General features: G+C 71.7%; 12 protein-coding genes. 2 read left to right on the plus strand and 10 right to left on the minus strand.

Annotated features, from left to right (window positions below; genetic code table 11):
• Positions 1–37: 37 nt before the first annotated feature.
• From ACZ3OF_RS28670 to ACZ3OF_RS28685, 4 genes are all read right to left on the minus strand, one after another.
• Positions 38–1,123, minus strand: coding sequence for a Gfo/Idh/MocA family oxidoreductase (locus ACZ3OF_RS28670; RefSeq protein ID WP_361674710.1), 1,086 nt, complete (start codon positions 1,121–1,123; stop codon positions 38–40).
• The gene (locus ACZ3OF_RS28675; RefSeq protein WP_467307624.1) at positions 1,120–5,484 is read right to left on the minus strand and encodes a non-ribosomal peptide synthetase; all 4,365 of its coding nucleotides are present in this window, start codon (positions 5,482–5,484) and stop codon (positions 1,120–1,122) included. Before ACZ3OF_RS28675 ends, ACZ3OF_RS28670 begins: the two co-directional genes overlap by 4 nt.
• Complete coding sequence (locus tag ACZ3OF_RS28680; RefSeq protein WP_467307626.1) at positions 5,481–10,031, minus strand: non-ribosomal peptide synthetase; 4,551 nt, start codon at positions 10,029–10,031, stop codon at positions 5,481–5,483. The genes ACZ3OF_RS28675 and ACZ3OF_RS28680 overlap by 4 nt, the downstream gene beginning before the upstream one ends.
• 146 nt (positions 10,032–10,177) lie before the next feature.
• Entirely contained in the window at positions 10,178–12,025 is a 1,848-nt protein-coding gene (locus ACZ3OF_RS28685) for a non-ribosomal peptide synthetase (RefSeq protein ID WP_467307628.1), read from the minus strand.
• Between the two features lie 173 nt (positions 12,026–12,198).
• Here ACZ3OF_RS28685 and ACZ3OF_RS28690 point away from each other — a divergent pair, with 173 nt between their 5' ends.
• Positions 12,199–12,918 carry a tryptophan 2,3-dioxygenase family protein gene (locus ACZ3OF_RS28690; RefSeq protein WP_361674718.1) on the plus strand — a complete coding sequence of 240 codons (720 nt, stop codon included), beginning with the start codon at positions 12,199–12,201 and terminating at the stop codon, positions 12,916–12,918.
• A 28-nt stretch (positions 12,919–12,946) separates the two neighbouring features.
• On the opposite strand, the gene ACZ3OF_RS28695 is transcribed toward ACZ3OF_RS28690, so the two are convergent.
• From ACZ3OF_RS28695 to ACZ3OF_RS28720, 6 genes are all read right to left on the minus strand, one after another.
• A complete protein-coding gene (locus ACZ3OF_RS28695; protein WP_352191734.1) occupies positions 12,947–13,390 on the minus strand; it encodes a helix-turn-helix domain-containing protein in 444 nt (147 codons plus the stop codon).
• 118 nt (positions 13,391–13,508) lie between these two features.
• Positions 13,509–13,736: an MbtH family protein gene (locus tag ACZ3OF_RS28700; RefSeq protein WP_361674720.1), complete on the minus strand. Its 228-nt coding sequence runs from the start codon at positions 13,734–13,736 to the stop codon at positions 13,509–13,511.
• A 239-nt stretch (positions 13,737–13,975) separates the two neighbouring features.
• Positions 13,976–15,544 (minus strand): tryptophan halogenase family protein, encoded by a 1,569-nt coding sequence (locus tag ACZ3OF_RS28705; protein ID WP_361674722.1) that lies wholly within the window; start codon positions 15,542–15,544, stop codon positions 13,976–13,978.
• A 41-nt stretch (positions 15,545–15,585) separates the two neighbouring features.
• Positions 15,586–16,836, minus strand: a complete 1,251-nt coding sequence (locus ACZ3OF_RS28710) for a pyridoxal phosphate-dependent aminotransferase (protein WP_467307631.1) — start codon at positions 16,834–16,836, stop codon at positions 15,586–15,588.
• Positions 16,837–16,888: 52 nt separating this feature from the next.
• Complete coding sequence (locus tag ACZ3OF_RS28715; protein WP_361674726.1) at positions 16,889–17,635, minus strand: SDR family NAD(P)-dependent oxidoreductase; 747 nt, start codon at positions 17,633–17,635, stop codon at positions 16,889–16,891.
• Positions 17,632–18,399 (minus strand): thioesterase II family protein, encoded by a 768-nt coding sequence (locus ACZ3OF_RS28720; protein ID WP_361674728.1) that lies wholly within the window; start codon positions 18,397–18,399, stop codon positions 17,632–17,634. The genes ACZ3OF_RS28715 and ACZ3OF_RS28720 overlap by 4 nt, the downstream gene beginning before the upstream one ends.
• A gap of 122 nt (positions 18,400–18,521) precedes the next feature.
• On the opposite strand from ACZ3OF_RS28720, the gene ACZ3OF_RS28725 reads away from it, so the two are divergent.
• The gene (locus ACZ3OF_RS28725) at positions 18,522–20,135 is read left to right on the plus strand and encodes a (2,3-dihydroxybenzoyl)adenylate synthase (RefSeq protein WP_467307634.1); all 1,614 of its coding nucleotides are present in this window, start codon (positions 18,522–18,524) and stop codon (positions 20,133–20,135) included.
• Positions 20,136–20,244: the final 109 nt, after the last annotated feature.

Raw genomic sequence — 20,244 nt, forward strand, 5'->3', positions numbered from 1 at the left:
TAGCGCGAGCGGTCACGGCGAGCAGCACGGCTGCGGCCTAGAGATCGGCAGCCGTCAGCGGGCCTCCGGATTCGGGCGTCGCCACCTCCGGATATCCCAGAATCTCCGTCAGTTCCTGCCAGGCCCGGGCGACGGCCAGATGCCGCTGGCCGCCCCGCAACGGGTCGGCGCCGGCGTCGACGCGCTCACGCAGCAGGTCCAGCGCGGTGAGCACGCCCTCGCCCCACACGTCGTGCATCGCCGCCCTCCAGGTGGGCGTCTCCGCCGGCCCCACGTACTCCCCCGTGACGGCGAGACCGTCCGGCCACAGCTCCTCCGGGTCGTCCCGGCCGGGGAGTCGCTCCCCCGTCGAGCCGGAGAGCGTGCGCAGCACCGGACTCCAGATCACCGGGCCGTGGGTGTTGGCAAGCATCAGATTGCCCGCGTCGGTGCCGACGGTGATCCGGTGCAGCAGCAGGCTGGTGCTGTCGTCCCCGGCCTGCATCCGGTTCTCCACGCGGAGCGTCAGCGGAACCCCGGCGATCTGTCCGTCCAGACAGGCCAGCGGGCGACCGGCGGCCGCTCCGGCCGAGGAGACCGACCACGGGCGCAGCCCGTCGAAGATCTCGGCCAGGATGTCGAGCAGGTCGAAGGAGACCTGTACGGCGCACATGGCGTCGACGAACACCGGCCGGCGCAACTGGACCAGCCGGCGCGCGGAGGCGATGAACCGGCGGACCGGCTCCACATGGGGGTAGAAGGTGTTCACCATGTACTGGACACCGGCCCGGCGCGCCGTCCGCAGACAGTCCGCCAACTCGTCCGGATGCAGCGGGTGTTCCTGGAGGACGTGTATCCCCCGGTCGAGCAGGGCCCGGGACAGCTCGACGCCGCGCCCGCCGCCGACCGCGGTCGACACCACGACGCAGGCCGCGTCGATGTCGTCGGGGAGCTCCTCGACCGCTCCGTACAGCGGCACGCCGTACTCCTTGGCGAGGGCCACCGACCGCTCGCTGCCGCGGGCGACGATGCCGGCGAGCCGGAAGCGCTCGGGCGCGGCGTGGGCGAGGGCCGAGAGGTACACCTGGCCGAAGCGCGTGCCGCACACCACGACACGCATCGGCCCCGAGGTCGCGCGCGTCATCGGTGGTCCGCCCCTCGCGCCGCGATCACGTCCGCCGTCCTTGCGACATGCGGTGGCCGTAGGCAGCCGTGGTGGTCGCCGGCGATGTCGACCACCGTCACATCGCCCAGGCACACCTCGCGCCAGAAGTCGGCCGTGGCGTCCCGCGGGCCGGGGAGGAGGTCCGTGGCCGGACGGAGGAGGGTGAGGTCTCCGGCGTACGGCTCCGGTGCGTACCGCGCCGCCGCCTCGACCAGCCGGGCGAACACGGTGTGCATCGCCGCGAGCCGCTCGGCGCCGCCCAGGGCCGGGTCCGATCCGGCGAGTGCACGGTGCAGTTCCGCCCGTCGTTCGGCGAGGTCCCGCTGCCCGAGGGCGCGGAACCGCTCGGCGACCTCCAGCAGTTCCTGGTCGCCCGTCAGGCGGGCGAGGGCGCTCTCCGCCACGGTGCTCTCCACCGCGGTGCTCGGGCCGGCCGCCGCAGCAGCGGCGATCGCCCGGCCCACCGCCGCCTCGTCGGCGGGCCAGCCGAGAGTTCCCGGGTCGGCACCCGTCGCCCGGGTGAAGGCGTAGTCCACCAGGAGGTCGTCCCGCGACAGGTACGGGAAGCGGTGGCCGGACAGGATCGTCAGGCGCCGCACCGTCACATCGGCCTCGCTCAGGGCGCGGGCCAGCTCCAGCGCGATCGGGCCGCCGAGGCCGTGGCCGATGATCTCGACGTCGTCGTGTCCGGCGGCCCGCACCTCGCGGGCGTAGCGGACGGCCGGCTCCTCGACGAGGTCCGAGGCGTCGCCGGCGAGGGCGGGCTCGCCGTCGGGCAGGGCGAGGCCCACCAGCGGTCCGTCCGCGGCGAGTTCGGCGACCAGTGCTTGGTACGCGGTCAGTGTTCCCGTTCCGTCGGGCACGAGCAGCCGGACCGGTCCGTCCCCCGAGCCGCCCAGCGGAACCAGGGAGGAGCGCCGGGACTCCGGCGTCTCCACGACCGGTGCCGACGCCCCGGCGGTCTCCAGCCACTGGGCGAGGCCCGCGACCGTCGGTGTGTCCAGGAGGACGCGCAGCAGTACGTCGAAGGGGGCCGGCGCAGCCTCGGAGACGCGCTCGCGGACCCGGCCGACGAACTGCGCCGCCAGCAGCGAGTTGCCGCCCGCGTCGAAGAACCCCAGCTCGCGGCCGGGCAGTTCGCCACCGAGCACCTCCACCCACAGCTGGGCGATCCGGCTCTCGAGGCCCGGCCGCGGCGGCTCGGAGCGCTCGGCACGCGGCGCACCGGGCGTGGGCGCCGGCGCCGACTCGAGGAGTCGCTTGCGGTCGATCTTTCCGTTCGGGGTCAGCGGCAGCCCGTCGACGACGCGCACCCGTGCCGGAACCATGTGGCCCGGCAGCCGTTCGGCCACCCAGCCGACGAGCTCCGCGGGGTCGACCGGCTCGGGCCCCTGCCGGGGAATGACGAAGGCCACCAGAGCCCGCTCGAACGCGTAGCTGCCCGCGGCGAGCACCACGCAGGTACCCACCCTCGGGTGCTCCCCGAGCACCGCCTCGATCTCGCCGAGCTCGATCCGGTGACCGCGGATCTTGACCTGGTGGTCCGCGCGGCCGAGGAACTCGATCTCACCGTTCGGCAGGTAGCGTCCCAGGTCACCGGTGCGGTAGAGCTGCTCCCCCGTCTCCGGGTGCGGGAAGAAACGCTCCCCGGACCGCTCCGGGTCGCCGAGGTAGCCCTGCGCCAGCCCGATGCCCGCGATGTACAGCTCACCGGTGACCAGCTCGGGCCGGTCGCGCAGGGCGGAGTCGAGGACGTGGAAGCGCTGGTTCGCCAGCGGAGTTCCGTACGGAATGCTCCGCCAGTGCGGTTCGACGGTCGTGAGCCGGTGGTGGATCGACCAGATCGCCGCCTCCGTCGCCCCGCCCAGGCTGACCAGTTCGGTACCGGGCAGATGCCGTCCGGCGTGACCGGGCAGCGACAGCGGAATCCAGTCGCCGGACAGCAACGCCAGGCGCAGGGAGCCGAGTTCGGTGGGTTCGACGTCCAGGTAGTGCATCAGCATCTGCAACTGCGCGGGGACCGAGTTCCACAGCGTCACGCCGTGCTCGGCGACCGTCCGCGCCCAGTGCGAGGGGTCGCCGCGGCGGGCGGGATCCGGCAGGACGAGCGTGGCACCGAGGGCCGTCGGGCCGAACAGGTCGTACACCGAGAGGTCGAAGCTCAGGGCCGCGAGCCCCAGGACCCGGTCGGAGTCGTCGACGCCGAAGCGCCGGTTGATGTCGTGCACGGTGTTGGCGGCGGCGAGGTGACTGATCATCACCCCCTTGGGCAGGCCGGTCGAGCCCGAGGTGTGCATGACGTACGCGAGTTCCCCGGGCGCCACGGCACGCTCGTCGGGGATGCCGGCCAGGGGGACCTCCCGTACGCCGGTCACGTCCACGCCCTCGACACCGGGCGGCAGCGCACCGGTCGGGGCGCCCGCGACGACCGCGAACCGGGTACCGCTCGTGGTGATGATCCGGTCACGGCGGCTCGCGGGCTGCCCGAGGTCGACGGGGACGTACACACCGCCCGCGAGCAGCGCGCCGAGCACACCGACGGCCTGGTCCCGGCACTTGTCGATCAGGACGCCGACGAAGTCGCCGGGGCGGCACCCCGCGGCCCGCAGTCGCTCGGCCACTCCGGCGGCGCGCCCCAGCCACTGGCCGTAGGTGAGCGACCCGCCGGCGTCGACGACCGCGACCCGGTCGGGGTGGGTGCGGGCGTAGGCGACGAGCGGTTCGTGGAGCAGGCAGTCGGGTGCCGGTGCCTCCGTGGCGTTCGCCGTGCTCCGCAGGGCGCGCTGCCGTTCGGGCAGCGGCTGCGGATCCACGGCCGACCAGGGTTCGTCGTGCTCGGCCAGCCGGCGCAGGAGCCCCTCGAAGGCGCCGAACATGTCCTCCACGAGACCGTCCGGGAAGACGCCTTCCCGCACGTCCCAGTTCATGTCCAGGCGGCCGCCGAAGGGGTCGCCGACCTGGCAGTCGATCCACACCTGCGGGGTCTGGCTGATGCCGTACACCGGGCGCGGGTCGCGGCCGGCCGGCGACGCGGGCGGGCTGCCGACCCCGATGCTGCCGGTGAACACCACGGGGAGCACCGCGGCCTCACGGCCTCGGCGCCGGGCGAGCTCCCGCAGCACCTCCACGCCGCTGTACAGCCGGTGGTCGAGGTCGTCGAAGACGCGTTCGCCCAGTGCGCGGGCCCGCTCGGTCAGGCTCGTCCGGCCCTCGTTCTCGACCGCGAGCAGGCTGAGGGAGGTGAAGTCGCCGAGCAGCCGGTCCACGTGCGGGTGCAGCGGCATCCGGTTGAGCACGGGCAGTCCCAGGCAGAAGCGTTCGGTGCTGCTCCAGCGGCCGATGGTCTCGGCGTACGCCGCGAGCACCGCGTTGGCCGGGGTGATGCCGCGCTCGGTGGCGCGCGTCTTCAGGGACTGCCACACCCGGCTCTCCAGCGTCGCCGTGAGACGGCGGAAGCGGGGCGGGGTCGTCGCCGGGTCGTGGTCGTCGCGCAGCGGAAGCACGGGGGCGCCGGGCAGCTCGTCGATCCGCTCCGACCAGTAGGCGCGGTCGCGTGCGTACCGTTCGGTGTCGCGCAGGCGGCGCTCGGACAGCACGTAGTCACGGAAGGTCGCGTCCACCGGCGGCAGTTCGCGGTCCGGCCGGGCGTACGTGTGGTCCAGCTCGGACAGGACCTGCTGCAGGCTGATCCAGTCCAGGGCCATGAAGTCCACCGACACGTGCAGCACGCTGCGCTCGGCGGCGAGGGTCAGGCGCAGCTCGTACATCGGGCGGACGCCGGTGGGGTGCACCTTGTGGGAGAGGTCGTCGCGCACTCCGGCGATCGCCTTGTCGACGGTGTCGTCGGGGGCTCCGCGCAGATCGGCGACCTCGACCGCGGTGTCCGGGAGCACGGGCAGGACACGCTGGGTGCCGTCCTCCTGGATGACCGTGCGCAAGGTGTCGTGGCGGAGGACCAGGCCGTCCCACGCCCGCTGGAACCGGTCGGGGTCCAGGTCGGCCGGGTAGGCGAACTCCAGGTAGATGTGGCAGGAGACGCCGCCGTAGTCGAAGGCCGCGCTGCGGCCGAAGAGGTACGCCGACTGGATGTCGGTCAGCGGGAAGGGCTCCTCCCGCTCCTCGGGCCGGGCCTCCCACACCGGAGCGTCTGCGTGCCCCGCCCGCGGCGGCTCCGCGCCGTCGGCCACGATCGCGAGCAGCTCGGCCTTGTGGCGGCGCAGCTCCGCGAGGCGCTGGTCGGTCATGGCGCCGCGGGGGGCACGGAAGCGCAGCTGGTCCCCGTCCCGCCACAGCCGGATTCCGGCAACGCGAAACGCGTCGAGCAGTTCGTTGGCGTTCACACCGCACCCTCTTCGCAGTCGTCACCGTCGTCCCAGCCGTCGGCCGGCCGCTCGCCGCCGGCGGGCGCCAGCTGGTCGATCAGCGCGCTCAGCCCCGCGACGGTCGGGGTGCGCATCACCTCGCGCATGGGCAGTTCGACGCCCCGTGCCTCCCGCACCTCGGCGACGAAGCGTGTCGCGAGCAGGCTGTCGCCTCCGAGCAGGAAGAAGTTCTCGTCCCGGCCCACCGAGTCCGCGCCCAGGAGCTTCGTCCACCGTTCGGCGACGAACACCTCGGTGTCGCCCCGCGGTGGGTCGCCCACGTCGCGGGCCCGCTCGACGGAGTGCTCCACGACGGTGTGGATGCGGCGCCGGTCGACCTTTCCGTTGGCGCTGAGCGGCAGGTCGGGCAGGACGACGAGGTGCGCGGGCACCATGTGGTCGGGCAGCCGGTCCGCCGCCCAGGCGCGCACCTGCTCCACGTCGATCCCCCGGGCGGACGCGGGCCGGTCCGCGCACAGCAGGATCTCGCCGGTGGCCTCGGTGTGCAGGACGCGGACGTCGCCGAGTCCGGCCGCGGCGCAGGCCCGTGTCCACCGTTCGGGGCCGTACAGCCAGGCGCGCTCCGGCCGCTCCTCGTCGAACCTGCCCGCGCGGGCCTCCAGCGGCAGCGCGGCGACCAGGGCGAGCGGTGTCGGGTACGCGCGCTCGAAGAGGTAGAGGCGTCCGCCGGGCGCGAGGAGCAGGGCCATGGTGGCCACGGCCTTCTCCGGGTCCTCCATCCGGTGCAGCACGTTGTTGGCGACGACGGCGTCGTACGCGTGGACGTGCTGTCCGGCGATCGCGGCGGCGCCCTGCACCGCGGTGTGCACCCGCTGCCCCCGCTCGCTCAGCAGCGCCTCGGCCCTGGCCAGCGCCGGCTTGGAGGAGCCGAGGAGGGTGTACTCGGCCACGTCCGCCTCGAGTTGGGCGAGGAGCCGTACGGCGCCCCGGCCGCCGGCCACGTCCCACTCGGCGACGGCGGCCGGTGCCGGATCCACGGTACGCGCGCGGAGGTCGCGGGCGACGGTGGCGAGGCACTCCGCCGCTCCCGGCATCAGATCGTTGAGGGCCTCCGGAGCCAGTACCGGGTCGTCCAGCAGCGCGAGGGCGTCGGCGTCGCCGGAGACGATGGCCGCGAGGAGCGGTCCGGCCCATTCCAGTGCGGTCGCGACGGGCTCCAGACACGTGCCGTGGGTGGCTTCGCGCACCTGCTTGCCCCACAGCGCGTCGGTGACCTCGCTCCACCGGGGACCCCGCTCGTACGTCGTGTCGGCGCGGCGCACGAGGACGGAACGCCGCGTCAGGTACGCGAGCCAGATGTCCACGACCGGACGCTGTTCGGCGCAGACGGCCGCACTCCGTGCCGTGTCGTCGCCGGGCCCGATCAGCGGGGCGACGACGCCCGCGAGCAGTGCCTCGACGAGGCGGTGCTCATGGAGCCGTTGGGCGGTCTTTGCCGCGGCGTCGGCCGTGGGCGGCAGGAAGGCGTGGTCCGAACGCTCGCCGGCGGCCTCCCGGGGGCTCCGCTCCGGCGCCGTGGTCCGCTCGACGACGGCGGCGACGAGTTCGCGGCGCCCTTCGACGAACGGTACGGCCACGGCCTGCGCCACGGCGGGGTGGGCCTGGAGGCAGGTCTCGATCTCCCCCAGCTCGACGCGGAAACCGTTGATCTTCACCTGGTGGTCGAGACGCCCCAGGAACTCCAGGTTGCCGTCCGGCCAGTAGCGGCCGAGGTCGCCGGTCCGGTACCAGCGCTCGCCGTCCACTTCGGGGAAGCGTGCCGCGGTCAGTTCCGGATCGCCCCGGTAGCCGAGGGCGACACCGCTGCCGCCGATCCACAGTTCGCCGGCCACCCAGTCGGGGCAGTCCCGGCCACGGCCGTCCACCACGCGGAACTTCTGGTTGCGCAGCGGCTTCCCGTACGGGATCGACCGCCAGCCCTCCGGCACGGTGGTGACCTCGTACGCGTTCGACCAGATCGCGGCCTCCGTGGCACCGCCGAGGGCGATCAGCCGGCATCGGCCGCTCGACGCCCGGTCCAGCCGGTCGGGCAGGTCGAGGCCTATCCAGTCACCGGACAGCAGGGCCAGGCGCATCGTCTCCGGCAGCGCGGACCCTTCGGCGGCGGTCAGCAGCATGTCGAGCAGCGCCGGGACGGTGTTCCAGACGGTCACCCCGTGCCGGCGGCAGAGCGCCAGCCACTCGTTGGCGTCGCGGCGGCCGGACTCCGGGACCAGGACGGCGGCGCCCCCCACCCCGAGGAGTCCGAAGACGTCCCACACCGAGAGGTCGAAGTCCAGCGCGGACACCGCGAGGACCCGGTCGTCGGCCCCGACGTGGAACCGCTCGTCGATGTCCTCGACCGTGTTGACCGCGGCGCGATGGCTGACCTCGACTCCCTTGGGAAGGCCCGTCGAGCCGGAGGTGAAGATCACGTAGGCGGTGGCGTCGGGGTCGACGCCCACCGGTGCGTCGAGCGGCGTCGCGCGTATCGCCTCGTCGATCGGCAGCACCTCGGCGCCGGTGCCGGCCGGCTCCAGGGCGCCGCCGCCGTCGAGGATCACCCGGGCGCCGCTGAGTTCGAGGATGCGGGCGCGCCGCTCGGCCGGCTGATCGACGCCGATGGGCACGTAGGCGGCACCGGCGGCGAGGACTCCGAGCACCGCCGCGATCTGCTGCGGGCCCTTCGGGGCGACGACGGCGACGTACGAGCCGGGGCCGACACCGCGCCGCTCCAGCGCCCCCGCGACGCCCAGGGCGCACCGGGCCAGCTCGTCGTGGGCCATCGAGTCCGTCTCGCCCCACAGCAGGGCGGGGCGCCCGGCTCGTTCGGCGGCCCGCTCGAAGAACGCCGTGTGCAGGAGGTTCTCGCTCAGCGGGCGGGTGGCCGAGTTGACCAGCTCCCGCTGCCGCCGCTGCGCCTCGGGCAGCGGGATCGCCGGGAGCGTGGTGTCCCAGCCGCCGTCCAGCAGGCCGCGGACCAGCTCGTCGTAGGCGGACAGCATCGCGTCCAGCACACCGTCCGGGAACAGTTCCTCGACGGCGTCCCACACCAGCAGCACCCCGCCGTCGCGGGTGCGGTAGGTCTGGTGGTCGAGCCAGATCTGCGGGGTCTGGGAGATCATCCACGTCGCCTCGCCGAAGCGGGCCTCGAAGGCGTCCGGCACCAGCGGCGCGGACAGGTCGCAGGCGAAGACGACCGGTGCCGTGCGCGGTGCGTCCGGGTCCATGCGGACGAGGTCGCGCAGCACGTCGACGCCGGAGTAGGCGGCGTGTCCGATGTCCTCGTGCATCCGCTTCTGCAGGGTGCGGGCGCAGTCGGCGAAGCTCTCACCGGTCAGGTCGACCTCGACGAGCACCAGACCCGTGAAGTCGGCGACGATTCGGTCGATCTGCGGGTGCGCGTCGAGGTCGCGGTGGAACAGCGGCAGATTCATCAGGAAGCGGTCCTCCCCGCTCCACCGCCCCAGGACCGTGGCGAAGGCCGTGGCCAGCACCACCGAGGGAGTCAGGCCGGCTTCGCCCGCCCACCGCTCCATGCGGCGCCACTCCTCGGCCGTGAGCGCACGGGAGCGCCGGACGAACTTCGGTACGACGACGGCCTCGGCGTCGATCGCCTGGGGCAGCTTCGGTCCGCCCGGCAGCGAGGGCAGCCGCTGCCGCCAGTACGCGCGGGCCCGTTCGCGCTCCGTGGCGCGCAGCCGCTCCTGGTCCGCGAGGTAGCGACCGAACGTGTAGGTGATGTCGTCGAGGCCCTCGGGGTCGTCGTAGAGGACGGCGAGGTCGTCGAGGAGCACCCGGATGCTGGCCAGGTCGGCGGCCAGGAGGTCGACGTTGAAGTGGAGCCGGTCCACCGCGCCGGGCAGCCGGGTCAGACGGACGTCGACGACCTCGCCCCGATCGACCCGCAGGCGCCGGTGCGACAGCCGGTCGCGCAGGGCCAGTGCGGCGGCCGTCGCCTCGTCGTCCGTGAGCTCGCGGACGTCCTGGACGGTGAGGCCCGGCCAGGGGGAAGCCGGCTCGATGCGCTGGGTCGCGTCGTCGGCGAACGAGGCGCGGAGCATGGGGTGCCGGTCGATCAGGGCTCGTACGGCGTTCTCCAGACGCTCGGCGTCCACCTGCGTCGCGTCGAACTCCAGGTAGGCGTGGCAGCTGACGCCGCCGAGCGGCTGGTCGTCGGCGCGGCCGATCAGATAGGCCTGCTGCACCGCCGTGAGCGCGAAGGGCCCCTCGCCCAGGTCGTCGTGCTCCTGGGCGGGCGCCGGCGGCGCGGGGGCAGGCGCGGGATCGGTGCCGGGAGCGGCATCGGTGCCGGGAGCGAGCAGGTCGAACCAGGCCAGCAACCGCGGGTCGTCGGACAGCTGGGTGAACGTGACCTCGATACCGGCCCGGCCGAGCCGCCCCGCGAGACGCATCATCTCCAGGGACTGCAGGCCGAGTTCGAAGAGGCTGCTGTCGTCGTCCGCGGGGGTCAGTTCGATGCCCAGCAGTTCGGACACCATGCCGCGCAGGGTGTCGCGATCCATCCCGGCCATCGTGGCGACAGGAGCCCCCGCGCCGAGGTCAGCACTGTCCGATGACATTCCAAGCTCCCTTGCACACTGTCGACTCCGCGGCGTCTTGCTGCACTACTGCTTCCGAGGACGGGGGAACGGACGGCCCGGCGGTGGCGTCAGGACGGCCTGGCCTCGTCGGCTCCCCTGGCCTCGCCCACGATCCGGGCCAGCTCGCCCAGGGTCTTGGCCTCGAAGATGGCCCGCATCGGCACGATCACACCGAGTTCCTTACGGATCCGGCTGGCCAGCTTCGCGGCGAGCACCGAGTGACCGCCCAGATCGAAGAAGTTGTCCCGCGGGTTCGCTTCGGCGACCTTGAGCGTCTCCCGCACCATGGCGAAGAGGGCCTCCTCGCCGGACAGCGCGGTGTCCCTGCCGGAGGTGGCGGGGGACGGCACCGCGGCCGTGCCGGCGGTGGAGCGCCGCGCCCGCTCGGCGAGCGCCTTGCGGTCGAGCTTGCCGTTGAGGAGCGTGGGGAAGCGGTCGAGCATCTCCACCGTCGACGGCACCATGTGCTCGGGAAGCGCGCGGCGCGTGTGCTCGCGCAGTTCCATGTCGGAGACGTCGTGACGCGCCGACGTCTTGACGTAGGCCACGATGTGCTCGGTCGAGACGTCGTCTCCGCCGACGACCGCCACGGCGATCTCCACGGCGGGGTGCGCTTCCAGACGGGCCTCGATCTCGCCGAGTTCGATACGGAAGCCGCGGACCTTGACCTGGTGGTCGACGCGGCCGGTGAAGTAGAACTGGCCGTCGGGCCCGCGCCGTCCGCTGTCTCCCGAGCGGTACATCCTGCTTCCGGGAGGGCCGAACGGATCGGCGACGAACCGGCTCGCGGTCAGGCCCGGACGGTTGAGATAGCCGCGGGCGACTCCGGATCCGGCCAGGAACAGTTCGCCCTCCCGGCCGTCGTGGAGGTCCTGGAGAGCGTCGTCGAGGACGTAGACCGCGCCGCCGTCCCACGGGGTCCCGACGGTCACCTCGTCCTGGAGGCCCTCGATCGGCCCGCCGATCGACGCGCCCACGGTCACCTCGGTGGGACCGTACGCGTTGTAGAGGCCCCGGCCCTTGGACCACTCCTCGGCCAGGGCCCTGGTACAGACGTCGCCGGTGGAGGTGATCGTGCCGTCGACCAACAGCCCCTCGCTGTCGGTGATGCCCAGGGCCACCGGCGGCAGCACCGCGTGGTTCACCTCGTGCCTGAGCATCGTCTCGCGCAGCGACTCGCCCGGCATCAGCTCGTGCTGCTCGGCCATGACGAGGGCGGCACCTTGCAGCAGCGCCAGCGTGAAGTCCCAGAACCAGGCGTCGAAACTGAACGACGCCCACTGCAGTATCCGGTCACCGGTGCCGACCCCGTACAGCCTGGCCTGCGTGGTGACCAGGTCGGCCACGCCGGCGTGACTGACCGCGACGCCCTTGGGCACGCCGGTCGACCCGGAGGTGTAGATGACGTACATCAGGTGGGCCGGGGTCAGCGACGCCAGGCGCTCGTCCTCGGCGATGTCGTCGGTCCGCTCCCGCGCGCACTCCGCCTCGAAGGAGGCCTCGTCCAGGACGACTTCGCGCACGCCGAGCTCCAGTGAGCTGACGCTCTCCGTCCGCAGCAGCAGAACCGGCCGGGCGTCCACGACCATGTGCGAAAGACGCTCGGCCGGATAGGTCGGGTCCAGCGGCAGATACGCGCCGCCGGCCTTCAGCACGGCAAGGACCGCGACGATCAGGCGGGGCGAGCGTGGTACGGCGATCGCGACCAGGGAATCCGGTCCGACGCCCGCCGATATCAGGCGTCTGGCAAGCCGGTTCGCCCTCGCGTTCAACTCCGCGTAGTCGACGACGGAATCTCCGAAAATCACAGCTGGAGCGTCACTCGACCTTGCAACCACGGATTCGAAATGCTCCGAAACAGTATTCAACTCCGCTCCGCCTCCGACAGAGAGTCGAGCACGATCAACAGTCACCACGATGGCATGACGCCGGACCGGCCGGACAAGCCGTGAAAGAACTCTTTCCTCGAAGCTCGCAGGGCCAAGGGCCGCCACATAATGACGTGGTGCCCGGCAACGCTGCCCAGTTGCCCGACCGTGCTGACCGAAGGCGCACACGGTACGAGTTCGTCGCGGAGAGAGGGAATCAAGTGACCGATGACGTGACCTATCAGGACTACTTGGAACTGGATACCTTGCTGTCCCTCCAGAAGCCTCGCACCGCCGGCTCCTCGGCCCTGAAGTCCACTGTTCTGTCGGAACAGTTCTTCATCGTCGCCCACCAGGCGAGCGAGCTGTGGCTCCGGCAGACGATCGCGGACCTGGAAGCCGTCATCGATGTGTTCACGACGACCGACGACACCTCCGACGCGGAATGGATCGTCGATCTCCTGCACCGTTCCGCGGACCTCGTCCATGTGCTGCACACCCAGCTGGTCGCTCTCGACCGTCTGCCGCTGAGCGACTTCGCCCAGTTCAGGGAGGTCCTCGGAACGGCGAGCGGCGCGCAGTCGAAGCAGTTCCACCGGCTGGCGAAGCTCATCGGTCACTCGAAGCAGGACGGTCCGCTCTACGAGTCGTTCACCGCGTGGGTCGCCAGGTCGGGTCACACGGTCGCCGACCTCGCGCGGTCCGGGATCGAGGCGGGCGTCCACTACCGGATCATCGAGGCGCTGCTCGAGCTGGGCAACGGCTACTTCCGATGGCAGGTCGGCCATGTCGGCCTGGTCACGAAGATCATGGGCAGCCACGCCGGAACCGGCGGCACGTCGGGCGCCGAGTACCTGCTGAGCCGATGTCATCTCCCGTTCGCGGAACTCCGCGAGCTGCGCAGCCAGGCGCACGTCGGCCTCACCGTCGCGACCTCCTGACCCGCCCGGGCGGGGCCGGCGTACGGCCCTAGACCGGCTCCAGGACGAACCCGCGCCCCCATACGTTGCGCACCGCGAGCCCCACCAGTTGCAGGCGCCGGCGCAGCCGCATCACGTGCAGATCCAGCGCGTTGCTGGACGAGCTGGACCCGGAGTGTTCCAGGATCTCCCGCAGTTCGGTCCGGTAGATGATCTGGCAGTAGCGGGCCACGAGCGGCGCCAGCATCTCGCACTGCGTCAGGGACAGGGTGACGGACAGGTCCTTGAAGTAGAGGATGCCTGCCGGGTCGAGGACGGGCTGCGACTTGAGAACGGCCCGAGCCGCCAGCTGACGCACCCGGGCCTGGAGATCCTCCTGGACGATCGGGGGGCGCACCCAGTCCTCGTAGAAGCTCAGCTGGTCCGGCGGGGGCGCACCGTGCTCGACCACGAGCAGACAGAGGTGCCCCCTGACCTTGCACTGCTCGCGCATGTCGCGCTCGGCCGGCCATCGGACGAATTTTACCCGGCTTTTCACATCTGTCGTCACAGGTATCCCCCAGAACCCTTTTCCCTCGGCATCCGGACCAGGTGCGCTCTCGTACGACCGATCAGGCCGGCACGTCCTCGTGCCCGGCCTGCACGTGTCGCAGGCTTTTCGGGCGCATGTCCGTCCACACCCGGTCGACATGGTCGACGACCTTTTCCCGGGACTCGGGGCCGTACACCACGCGCCAGCCTTCGGGTACGGCGTTTCCGTGCGGCCAGAGCGAATACTGTTCCTCGTCGTTGCACAGCGCGAGATATTCCCGGCTGTCGTCCTCGAAGGCGTTGGGCATTCCGTACAACTCCTCAGGAGAAGGAAAGTCTTTCAGGCCCTCCGGTCCGCAATTCGGCGGGCGATGGAGACGCTAACAGCGCGAGATCACGACGGACCAGGTTCGCACCGCATCGGCCACTGTGCGTTCCTCATGCGGGGGCCGGAGGAATGAATCAGCCGACAGACGCCAAGAGCCGGTGGGGAGGGATGCGTCTCGCATCCCACCCCACCGGCTCCGTCCTGCGGGGAGGCCGTCCGTCAGGCGCCCGTCGTCCTCCGGCGGTGGACGTGGGCGATGTAGTCCGCGTGGCTCGGCAGCGTCTCGACCAGGGACCTGGCCTGGTCGCGGACCGACTGGAGTTCCTTGACCGCGGCAATGTCGTCCATCAGGGCCAGGCCGGGCAGCGGACGTACGTCGAGGCCCCCGAGTCCCAGGATCATCGCGGTGTAGGAGTAGGGCTCGAAGCCGTGGTAGTACGGGAAGATCGTGTCCTCGTCGGGGAGCTTCGCCTTCCACTGCTCGATGCGCCCGGCCAGCGCGTCCGGCATCGTGCGGGTCTTGGCATCGCGCCAGTACGCGTTGTCGTTCCGCTTGGCGGCGACGTAGTGGAGCACGAGGAACTCCCGTACGCCGTCCATGACGTTGGCCACCTGACGGTTGTACGAGACTCGCAGCTGCTCGTCGTTCCGGCCGCCGGGGAAGTGCTTGACCAGCTGCTCGATCGCGTTCTGGATGAAGAAGATGCCCGTCGACTCGAGCGGCTCGACGAAGCCGCTGGAGAGACCGATCGCCACGCAGTTGTTCACCCAGGAGTTCTCGCTGCGGCCGATCCGCATCCTGATGTGGTTGGCCTCCAGGTCCTCCGCGGCCGGCCCGACGTAGGCGCGCAGCGTGCGCTCGGCCTCCTCCGGGGTGCAGTAGTCGCTCGCGTAGACGTAACCCGTGCCGGTCCGGCCGTACAGCGGAATGGTCCAGATCCAGCCGGCGGCCTGGGCGCTCGCCCGGGTGTACGGGCCCATGCCCTGGTCGGCCATCTCCATGGGCACGCGCAGCGCGACGGCGCTGTCGTTCGGCAGGGTGTCCTGGTAGGAGAGGAACGGCACGGCCAGCTTCTTGTTGAGCAGCATGCTGCGGAAGCCGGTGCAGTCGATGAAGAGGTCGCCCGAGAGGTCGCCGCTCTCCTTGGTGCGGACGTGCGTGATGTCACCACGCTCGTCCACCGCGACGTCGACGACGTCGTCCAGCACGTGCCGGACGCCGCGATCCGTGCCGTATCCCGTGAGGAGCTTCGCCAGCAGCGTCGCGTCGAACTGGTAGGCGTACGGGAACTGGGTCGTCTGCTGGGCCATCGTGGACCGGCCGACGGCCGCCGGGTCCCGCTCGCCGGCCCCGAGCGCGAGGAGGCTTCCCTCGAACTGCCGGGGCGAGCTCTTCGCCTCGCAGAGCGCCGCGATCACGGAGCAGTCCCTGTCGTAGTCGGCGCTGGGCCGCTTGTGCAGCCACCAGTCGGCGAGCGACACACCCTCGATCGTCCGCGGCCGTTCGAAGGGGTGGTAGAAGTGATGCCCCTCGGCTCGCCAGTTGTCGTAGCGGATCCCCAGCTTGTAGGTCGCGTGACATTCGGGCATCCAGTCCGACTCTTCGAGGCCGAGATAGGCGAAGAAGTGGCGGATCGTGCTGAACGACGCCTCTCCCACACCGATCGTGGGCACGTTCCTGGACTCGACGAGGGTGACCGCGAGCCGGTCCCCGAACGCCGCCTTCAGATACGAGGCGGTCATCCAGCCCGCCGTCCCGCCACCCACGATGACAACGCTCTTGCTCATGATGTCCTCACTTCCTTCGCGCCGGCCGGCCTGATCGAAATTCACCCTGCTGCGACGTTGTCGCCGCACTCGTCGACGAACTCCAGGAGGCGGGTCACCCCGGTCTCCAGGGACGTCGGGTCCACGCAGAACGCGACCCGGACCAGGTGCCGCGCCCAGGGGGCGTAGTCATGGGAGCGGACCCGGCCCCGGTCGTCCGCGTCGGGCCGCATGGCGAAGCCCTCGCCCGGTACGACCGCGACGCCCTTGCTCTCCAGGAGCCGGGTCGCGAACGTCTCGGCGTCCAGGCCGGTCCGGGCGACGTCGAGCATCGCGTACCAGCCGCCGGCCGGCAGTTCGCGCAGGAGCCCGGCCTCGACGAGCGGCGACAGGATGACGTCCCGGTTGTGCTGCACCTTCTTGCGGTTGACGGCCGTCGATTCGGCGCGGCTGTTCAGCGCGGCGATCCCGGCGTGCTGCACGGGGGTCGACGTGCCGATGATGTTCGCCTCCTGGACGACCTTCATCACGTCGGCGGCCCGGTCGTCGGCGAGTGCGACACAGCCGAGCCGGTAGCCGGTCATGGCGAAGCTCTTCGAGAAGCTGAAGACGCTGTGCACGATGCGTTCGGCAGGCGGGAGGTCCCGCTCGAGCGAGGCCACCGAGGTGTGCTCGCTGTCGTAGAGGAAGTGCTCGTAGGCCTCGTCGCTGATGACGTGCCAGCCGCGCCCGCGCGCCAGGTCCAGCAGGGTCTGGAGCTCCCCGCGGTCGAGGACGACACCGGTCGGGTTGGCCGGGGAGTTGATCAGCAGGACCCGGGTGCGCGGGGTCGCGGCCGCGGCGATCACCTCGGGGTCGGGCCGCAGACCGGGCCCGAGCGGGTACAGCACCGGACGGAAGCCGGCGAGCAGAGCCTGCTGGAGGTGGACGGGCCAGTGGAGTTCCGGGACGAGGATCTCGGCGCCGGGCTCGGCCAGCGTCTGCAGCAGGGCGGCCAGGCCCTGGCACGACCCCGGGGTGATCAGCAGGCGGGAGACCGCGCTGTCCACCTCGTTGTCGGTGCGGAGCTTGTCGACGACCGCCTCGCGGAGCTCGCCCAGGCCCTCCACGCCGGTGTACTTGGTGTCGCCCCGCCGCACGGCGTCGACGAACGCGTCGGCGACGTCGTCGGAGGGGTTGAAGTAGGGGTCACCGACGTGCAGCTTCACCACCTCGGCGCCGGATTCCACCTCACGCCGCTCCGCGGCACGGAAGATGCGGTGCAGACACGACGAAGGAATCGATTCCGCGGCGGACAGGATGTCCCGGCTCACGCTCGTACCACCTTTGCTCCGTTGAGTTCTTCTTTCGAACGCGCACGATCGGTCATGCCGTGCGCCCACCGTCGACCGGGATCAGCGCGCCGGTGACCCAGCCCGACGTCTCCGTGTCGAGCAGCAGGCACACCCATCGGCCGATCTCCGTGGCCTCTCCGAACCGGCCCATCGGGGTCGACGCGAGGAGGTCGACACGCAACTGCTCGGTGCCCGCCTCGTCCAGACCGGTCTCGCTCCACATCGGGGTGTCCACCGGACCGGGCAGGATGGCGTTCACCCGTACGTCCGGGGCGAGTTCCCTGGCCAGCGACCGTGTCAGGCTGTTGACGGCCGCCTTGGTCGCGCCGTAGAAGGCACGCCCCGGCATGGAGACCACTCCGCCCACGGACGAGATGTTGACGACGCTGCCGCGGTTGGCCCGCAGTTGGGGCAGCGCGTGACGCGTCAGTTCGGCGGGCGCGCGGACGTTGACCGCGAACATCGCGTCGAACTGCGCGGGGTCGGTCTCGTCGAGCCGGCCGAACCGGGCCAGGCCCGCGTTGTTGACGACCGCGTCGACCCTGCCGAAGCTGTCGGTCGCCGTCGTGACGATCCGCTCGGCGGCGCCGGGCGCGCCGACGTCCTGGGCCACCCAGGCGACGGCGGAGCCGAAGCGGTCCGCCAGGTCCCGCAGCGGTTCCTCGCGGCGCCCGACGACCGTCACGCCGGCGCCCGCCTTCAGCAGGCACTCCGTGATCCCGCGGCCGATGCCCGTGGCCGCTCCTGTGACCACGACCGACTTTCCGGCCAGGGTCATCGGACGACCACGCCCTCGGCGAAGGCCGCGACGAGGTCGGCGATCAGCTCGGCCGGGTCCGAGACGAGGCCGAAGTGTCCACCCGGCCAGGTCCGTGCGCTGAACCGGCCGGTGCCGACCGCGGCCCAGGCCGCCAGCCGCTCACCGTCGACCAGGGGGTCCTCGGTGGTGCGGTAGCAGCGGATCCAGCAGTCCAGCGGCTCGGCGTGCGGGTCCGCGCGGTAGGTCTCGCTGAGCCCGATGTCCGCCCGTACGACCGGCAGCAGCAGCTCCCTCAGCTCGGCGTCGTCGGCGACGACGGGGTCGATCCCGCCGAGATCCCGCAGGCCGGACCACAGGTCGTCGTCGGTCGCCAGGTGTGTGGTCCCGCCACCCGCCCGGCTCGGCGCGGGCGCACCCGAGACGAAGAGGTTCCGTACGGGTCTCGCGCGGTCCTGTAGCACGCGGGCGGTCTCGTACGCGACGAGCGCGCCCAGGCTGTGTCCGAACAGGGCGCACGGAACGGGGTCCAGGTCCAGGAGCTCCGCGACGACGTGGGCCGCGATCTCGGCCACGCTGCTCGCGGGCTCCTCGGCGATCCGGTCGGCGTGCCCCGGATACTGCACGGCGAGCAGCTCGCAGTCCCCGGGCACGGCCGACGACCAGTCACGGAACGTGGCCGCCGAGCCTCCGGAGTGTGGAAAGCACACCAGCCGACGGGCCGGGCGCTCCACGCTGTTGAGGGCCCGCACCCAACCTCGGTCACGCGTTCGTATGCGATTCACGCCACCGAGCTTCACCGAAACCCGTCGGGTGCCCGAGGCAATCTGTCAAAGCTCTGTCGGGATGGACACGGCCCCGGGAGCCGGTGCCCGAACCTGAGGGCGTCTCGACCCGAGGAGGACACATGCTGGACGGGTTCGTTCCCTGGCCACCCGACTTCGCCGAACGCTACCGCCACGCCGGCTACTGGGCGGGGGCCTCCCTGCGGCAGTTGATCGACGCCAGGGCCGCGCGCCACCCGGGCAGGACGGCCGCGGTGGACGGGGCCCGGCGGACGAGCTACGCCGAGCTGGTCGAGGAGGCCGACCGCATCGCGTCCGGTCTGCTCGATCTCGGCATCGGCCACCGCGACCGGGTGGTGGTGCATCTGCCGAACCGGATCGGCTTCCTCTCCACCGTCATCGCGCTGTTCGGCATCGGCGCGATCCCGGTGCTGGCGCTGCCCGGTCATCGCCGCGACGAGATCCTCCATCTGGCGCGCGCCTCCGACGCGGTGGCCTACGTAGGTCCGGACCGGTTCCAGGGCTTCGACTACCGGGCGCTTGCCCGCGAGGTGCGCCGCGACGCGCCCGGACTGCGGCACGTCGTGGTCGACGGCGACGCGGCGGAGTTCACACCGCTCTCCGAACTCGCCCGGTCCGACGTGCGGGAACTGGCGCCGGTCGACTCGTCGGAGGTGGCGCTGCTGCTGCTCTCCGGGGGAACCACCGGTGTGCCGAAGCTGATCCCCCGGACCCACGACGACTACGCGTACAACATCGCGGCCTGTGCCCGGGTCGTGGAGTTCGACGACAGCGGCGTCTACCTCGCCGCGAACCCCGTGCCGCACAATGCCGCGCTGGGCTGCCCGGGGGCGCTGGGTGCGGTGATCCTCGGCGGGAAGGCCGTACTCGCCTCGAACCCCAGCCCCGATCATGTGTTTCCGCTGATCGAGCGGGAGGGGGTGACCCTCACGACCCTGGTTCCGGCGCTGGCCCTGCTGTGGGCGGAGGCCGCGCGGACCATCCCGGTCGACATGTCCGGGGTGACCATCCAGGTGGGCAGCTCCAAGTTCGGGCCCGCCGCGGCGGCCCGGGTGAGCGAGAGCCTCGGCTGCCGCCTCATGAACGTGTACGGCATCGGTGAGGGGCTGATCACGCATACGCGTCCGGAGGATCCGCCGGAGGTCGTCTTCGGCACCGAGGGCAGGCCGGTGTGCCCGGACGACGAGATCAGGATCGTCGACTCCGAGGACCGTGAGGTCGCCACCGGCGAGATCGGCGAGCTGCTCACCCGTGGCCCGTACACGATCCGGGGCTACTTCGCCGCGCCGGACCACAACCGCCGGTCGTTCACCGCGGACGGGTTCTACCGCTCGGGCGACCTGGCCCGGATGACCGAGGACGGGAACGTCGTCATCGAGGGCCGACTGAAGGACATCATCCATCACCTGGGCGAGAAGGTCTCGGCCGAGGAGGTGGAGGGCCATGTGCTGACGCATCCGCTGGTCCGGGACACCGCGGTGGTCGGCGTCCCCGACGACGAACTCGACGAGCGCCTCTGTGTGTTCGTCGTCCTCGACGGCGACGCGGGCGACGCCGCGGACCAGGTCACGCTGCGCGCGATCCGGGACCACATCCGCGGCCGCGGCCTCGCGTCGTACAAGCTGCCGGACGAGCTGATCATCGTCTCCGACCTTCCCCACACCCCGGTGGGCAAGATCGACAAGAAGGCCCTGAAGGCCTCTCAGTCCTCGTGAGGGACCGGTGTCCCCGACGCCGCTCGGGGGCGGTCCCGCCGTCGCCGTCGCCCGTGTTCCGGGCTCGCGGCCGCGGCGGGACCGCCGCCTGGTGACGGGGCCCGCCCGC

Source organism: Streptomyces sp. NPDC022552, from assembly GCF_055561875.1.